The organism is Mycobacterium sp. (genome assembly GCF_049281135.1).
Taxonomy (GTDB): domain Bacteria; phylum Actinomycetota; class Actinomycetes; order Mycobacteriales; family Mycobacteriaceae; genus Mycobacterium.
The window spans coordinates 1-5,260 of record NZ_JBAPRN010000451.1; the positions used below are offsets into that span (position 1 = coordinate 1).

Annotated in this window: 6 protein-coding genes; 4 read left to right on the plus strand and 2 right to left on the minus strand. The window is 67.4% G+C overall.

Features of this window, described 5'->3' with window-relative positions; translation table 11 throughout:
• The coding region (locus WAN02_RS18240; RefSeq protein ID WP_422265653.1) for an O-methyltransferase at positions 1-299 on the minus strand (299 nt) is incomplete at its 3' end.
• A 199-nt stretch (positions 300-498) separates the two neighbouring features.
• Here WAN02_RS18240 and sigE point away from each other — a divergent pair.
• The 4 genes from sigE to tatB all read left to right on the plus strand — a co-directional run bounded on the left by sigE (position 499) and on the right by tatB (position 3,836).
• Positions 499-1,251, plus strand: coding sequence for an RNA polymerase sigma factor SigE (gene sigE, locus WAN02_RS18245; RefSeq protein WP_422265654.1), 753 nt, complete (start codon positions 499-501; stop codon positions 1,249-1,251).
• A gap of 106 nt (positions 1,252-1,357) precedes the next feature.
• Complete coding sequence (gene rseA, locus WAN02_RS18250; protein WP_422265655.1) at positions 1,358-1,858, plus strand: anti-sigma E factor RseA; 501 nt, start codon at positions 1,358-1,360, stop codon at positions 1,856-1,858.
• Positions 1,859-1,944: 86 nt separating this feature from the next.
• Entirely contained in the window at positions 1,945-3,447 is a 1,503-nt protein-coding gene (locus tag WAN02_RS18255) for a S1C family serine protease (protein ID WP_422265656.1), read from the plus strand.
• Entirely contained in the window at positions 3,447-3,836 is a 390-nt protein-coding gene (gene tatB, locus WAN02_RS18260; protein WP_422265657.1) for a Sec-independent protein translocase protein TatB, read from the plus strand. Before WAN02_RS18255 ends, tatB begins: the two co-directional genes overlap by 1 nt.
• 97 nt (positions 3,837-3,933) lie before the next feature.
• Here the strand turns inward: tatB and WAN02_RS18265 are convergent, their stop codons facing one another.
• A complete protein-coding gene (locus tag WAN02_RS18265) occupies positions 3,934-5,091 on the minus strand; it encodes an Mrp/NBP35 family ATP-binding protein (protein WP_422265658.1) in 1,158 nt (385 codons plus the stop codon).
• Positions 5,092-5,260 lie beyond the last annotated feature (169 nt).

Below are 5,260 nucleotides of genomic sequence, written 5' to 3' on the forward strand. Positions count from 1 at the left end.
GGCTCGATGTCGATCGTGGTCAGCACGCCGTCGTCGCTCATCCCCGACAGCAACCACAGGCTGCTGACACCGGCGCCGGTGCCGACCTCGACAACGGCCTTTCCGCCGCTGAGTTTGGTCAGCAGGCTCAGCAGCGCTCCGACCGCCGGCGTTACCGCGCCTGCGCCGATGTCGGCGGCACGCTCGCGGGCGGCCAGCAGCACCGAATCCTCGGAGATCGATCCCTCGGCATGGGCCGACAGCGAGTCGGCCCGACTCGTCGTCGCCGACTGGCCCGGCGGGCGATCGGTCGTGGCCATGGCGTGAGCGTAAGTCCAACCTGTGCCGCGTGCGGGCAGGCGCGCCCGTCGCCGGTGCCGCGACACGCTCACCGAATCGGTGTGATCGAAACGTAATGTGGCCGATATGGCCAGCTCAACGGGGGTATCGGCGTCATTCTCAGTGAAAGCTCAGTGCGATCACATACCGCACACACGCCGATAGACGACGGTATCTCCCATGGAGCGTGGAGGCCGCTGGTCCGGGAATACATCCCGCCATCTTCGCGTTGCCCGCGGTGATGAATTGCCGAGCATTGACGGTAATCTGAGCCCGGAGGATCTGAACATAACCACACTTCTGAGCCCGTCCAGCATGTCGCACCCCGAGCAGTACCGCGACGCTGATTGGGTCGAGCCCGCTGAGGAGCCCTACGGCACCGCGGTCTTCGACGCGACCGGAGACAAGACGGCCATGCCGTCCTGGGATGAGCTGGTGCGTCAACACGCCGACCGGGTCTACCGACTGGCTTATCGCCTCTCCGGTAACCAGCACGATGCCGAGGACCTGACCCAGGAAACATTTATCCGGGTTTTCCGGTCGGTGCAGAACTACCAGCCGGGGACCTTCGAGGGCTGGCTGCACCGCATCACCACCAACCTCTTCTTGGACATGGTGCGTCGTCGCGGCCGCGTCCGGATGGAAGCGCTGCCCGAAGACTACGACCGGGTGCCGGCCGACGAGCCCAACCCCGAAGAGATCTACCATGACGCGCACCTGGGTCCTGACCTGCAGGCGGCGCTGGATTCGCTGCCGCCGGAGTTCCGCGCGGCGGTGGTCCTGTGTGACATCGAGGGACTGTCCTACGAGGAGATCGGCGCCACGCTCGGCGTGAAGCTCGGGACCGTGCGCAGCCGGATCCACCGTGGACGGCAAGCGTTGCGGGACTATCTGGCGGCGCACTCAGACAGCGCCGTTGCCGCTGAGGGCTAAGACACAACCCACCTGATCGGCTGTTCATTGCTGTTCGGCATCGGTCAGCGCGCTACATTCGAAGTAGTGCCGCGAAAACACGACGTGAAGCCGAGAGGAGTTGGTGATGGTCGAGCGGGGACATGTCTTCCGCCGAGCGTTCTCCTGGCTCCCCGCCCAATTCGCCTCGCAAAACGATGCGCCGGTCGGTGCTCCACGGCAATTCGGCTCGACCGAGCATCTGTCGATCGAGGCCATTTCTGCCTTTGTCGACGGTGAGCTGCGAATGAACGCTCACCTGCGCGCGGCCCATCACATCTCGCTCTGCCCGGAATGCGCCGCCGAAGTCGACGGTCACCGTCACGCTCGCGAGGCGCTGCGCGACTCCAACCCGATCAGAGTGCCCAGCACGCTGCTCGGATTGCTGTCGCAGATTCCGCACTGCCCGCCCGACGACGATGCGGGCGGTCAGCAGGGCGGCCAATGGGAGACTCCCCGCGCACGGGGAAACCCTGGCCCGCCCCGCCCGCGGGGCAGCGCTGGCTCACCGCCGGAACGCGGTAGGCCGCGCACGATGCGCGATCGATTTGCCGACGGCAGCGGGCGGGATCGCCCAGAGCCTCGGTAGGGTGGTTACCAGTTTGGCCAAGCCGGTGCGCGGCGCCGTGCTCGACTTCATAGCGCGCGTTTGCTAAGCGCTCGGAAGAGGATGACGTGAGCTCCGATCAAGACAACAACGGCGCCCCTCGGCTGGCGCCGCGACCTGTGTCCCGTCCGCCGGTCGACGCCGCCTCGCGTCAGGCCTTCAGTCGTCCCGACGGCGTGCAGGGGTCCTTCGTCGCCGAACGCGTCCGGCCGACGAAATATCGCGACGCCGGGGAGTTCACCCCGCATGACGAACCCGCCGACCCGGTCCTTACGGAGGCCTTCGGTCGTCCGTTCCCCGGGGCCGATTCGCTGCAGCGTCACCCCGCCGACGCGGGCGCGCTCGAGGACAGCGAGAAAAAGGATGAATTCGAAGACCCCGAGGACCCGTGGCGCGATCCCGGTGCGGCCGCGGCTCTGGGTGAGCCGGCGGTAGCGCGCAGCGGTGCCCACGGGCCCGACGTCGCGCAGGGCCGGCTCGGTGTGCGTGACGTGCTGTTCGGCGGCCGGGTGTCGTACCTGGCGCTGTCGGTGCTTGCCGTGCTGGCGTTGCTGATCGGCTTGGTCGGCGGCGTGGTGGGACGCAAGACCGCGGAGGTCGTCGGGGCGTTCACTACCTCAAAGGTGAACCTGTCGACCAACGGCAACAGCGAATCACCGGCTGGCCGGTTCGCCAAAGTGGCTGCCGCGGTGGCCGATTCGGTGGTCACTATTCAGTCGGTCAGCGATCAAGAGGGCATGCAGGGATCCGGCTTCGTGGTCGACGGCCGCGGCTACATCGTCACCAACAACCACGTCATCTCCGAGGCGGCCAACAACCCGAGCCAGTTCAAGACCACCGTGGTGTTCAACGACGGCAAGGAAGTGCCCGCCAACCTGGTCGGTCGCGACCCGAGGACCGACTTGGCCGTGCTCAAGGTGGACAACGTCAACAACCTGTCGGTCGCCAAGCTCGGTGACTCCGACAAGGTTCGCGTCGGCGACGAGGTGCTGGCCGCCGGTGCGCCGCTGGGTCTGCGCAGCACCGTTACGCACGGCATCATCAGCGCGCTGCACCGCCCGATCCCGTTGTCGGGGGAGGGCTCTGACACCGACACCGTGATCGACGCGATCCAGACCGACGCCTCGATCAACCACGGAAACTCCGGTGGACCGCTGATCGACATGGACTCACACGTCATCGGCATCAACACCGCCGGCAAGTCGCTGTCCGACAGCGCCAGCGGGCTGGGCTTCGCGATCCCGGTCAACGAGGCGAAAATCGTTGCGCAGACGCTGATCAAGGACGGCAAGATCGTGCACCCGACATTGGGTCTGAGCGCGCGGTCGGTGAGCAACGCGATCGCGCAGGGCGCACAGGTCGCCAACGTCAAGGCCGGCGGCCCCGCCGAAAAGGGCGGCATCCTGGAGAACGACGTGGTGGTCAAGGTCGGCAATCGCGGCGTGGCCGACGCTGACGAGTTCGTGGTCGCGGTGCGGCAATTGACCGTCGGGCAGCCCGCGCCCGTCGAGGTGGTCCGTGACGGTCGTCACGTCACGCTCACCGTGACCCCTGGGCCGGACGGCGGCTAATGTTCGCCAACGTCGGCTGGGGCGAAATCCTGGTCCTCATGGTGGTCGGGCTGGTGGTCCTGGGCCCTGAGCGGTTGCCCGGTGCTATCCGGTGGACGTCCTCCGCCCTGCGTCAAGCCCGCGACTACCTCAGCGGAATGACGACCCAACTGCGTGAGGACATGGGCCCCGAGTTCGACGATCTGCGCGAGCCGCTGTCCGAGCTGAACAAGCTACGCGGCATGACGCCGCGGGCTGCGCTGACCAAGCACCTGTTGGACGGCGACGACTCGTTGTTCACCGGCAACTTCGATCAGCCGACGATCAGCACACCGGAAAAGATTGTGGCTCAGCCGGTTACGGAGCAGACCGCGGCCGGGCCGGCGCCGTTCGACACCGACGCCACCTGAATTGTGGCCCGCTGCGGGCGCGACACTTAACCAGCTGCGACGACTCGCCGCACGCTGTCGTAGAGGTTTCAATCTCGGCCGACAAGCGGGACGGCGCTCAGCGTCGACTGGTATCCAGTCCCAGTGACATACCGGCCAATCCGCGTCGCCGCGCCGACAGGGTGTCCGCGACGCTGCGTAGCTCCTTGCCGGCCGGGGAGTCGGGGGCGCTGAGCACCACCGGGAGCCCGGCATCACCGGCCGCAACCAGCGCAGGGTCCAGTGGGATCTGACCGAGCAGCGGCACGTCCACACCCATTGCGCGGGTCAGCCGCTCGGCCACCTGGGCGCCGCCGCCTTCGCCGAACACCTGCATGGTCGAGCCGTCCGGCAGTAGCAACCCGGACATGTTCTCCACCACGCCGACGACCCGCTGGCGGGTCTGCAGTGCGATGCTGCCGGCGCGTTCGGCGACCTCGGCCGCGGCCAGCTGAGGCGTTGTCACCACGATGATTTCGGCGTTCGGGATCAGCTGAGCGATCGAGATCGCGATGTCGCCGGTACCCGGCGGCAGGTCGAGCAGCAGCACGTCCAGGTCGCCCCAGTACACGTCAGCCAGAAACTGTTGCAGGGCCCGGTGCAGCATCGGCCCACGCCACACGACGGGCGTGTTGCCGTCGGTGAATTGGGCGATGGAGATGACCTTCACCTCGTGCGCGATCGGCGGCAGGATCATCGACTCCACCTGGGTAGGCCGGTCGGTGGTCCCCATCATGCGCGGGATCGAGTGGCCGTGGATGTCGGCGTCGAGCACCCCGACCGACACCCCGCGGGCGGCCATCGCCACGGCCAGGTTGACCGTCACCGTCGACTTACCCACGCCGCCCTTCCCAGAGGCGACGGCGTACACCCGGGTCAACGATCCGGACTGGGCGAACGGGATGACGGGCTCGCGGGCGTCGCCGCGCAACTGCTTTCGCAGTTCGGTGCGCTGCTCGTCGTTCATCACGTCCAGGCTGACCTTCACCGCGCCGGTGCCCGGCACGTCGGCAACGGCTTGGCGAACGCGGTCGCTGATTTCGGTCTTCTTGGGGCACGCGGAGGTGGTCAGGAAGATCTCGACGTGCACGTCGCCGCCAGGGCCTACCTCGATACCTTTGACCATCCCGAGTTCGGTGATGGGGCGGCGCAGTTCGGGATCAATAACCTTGGCCAGCGCGGCGCGAACGTCTGCAGTCGGATCGGACATCATCGCCGAGTGTAGTTCGGTTTCGATGCGGGCCGGGACGGCCCGGTGTGGGGGTACCTCCAGCTGCGCAATGGCGACGTGGCGAGCCGGACAGTCGGACCAGAGTCGGTGACGATGCGGGCCGGGACGGCCCGGTCAGGCGGGGGGTGCCGACTGCGGCGCGGCGGGTTGTCCGCCCGGGGCGCCGGGAGCGGGC

Bases quoted from the DNA above. Each gene is read 5' to 3' on its own strand.
- tatB (WP_422265657.1), top strand. From the start codon at position 3,447: ATGTTCGCCAACGTCGGCTGGGGCGAAATCCTGGTCCTCATGGTGGTC.
- rseA (WP_422265655.1), top strand. From the start codon at position 1,358: ATGGTCGAGCGGGGACATGTCTTCCGCCGAGCGTTCTCCTGGCTCCCC.
- sigE (WP_422265654.1), top strand. From the start codon at position 499: ATGGAGCGTGGAGGCCGCTGGTCCGGGAATACATCCCGCCATCTTCGC.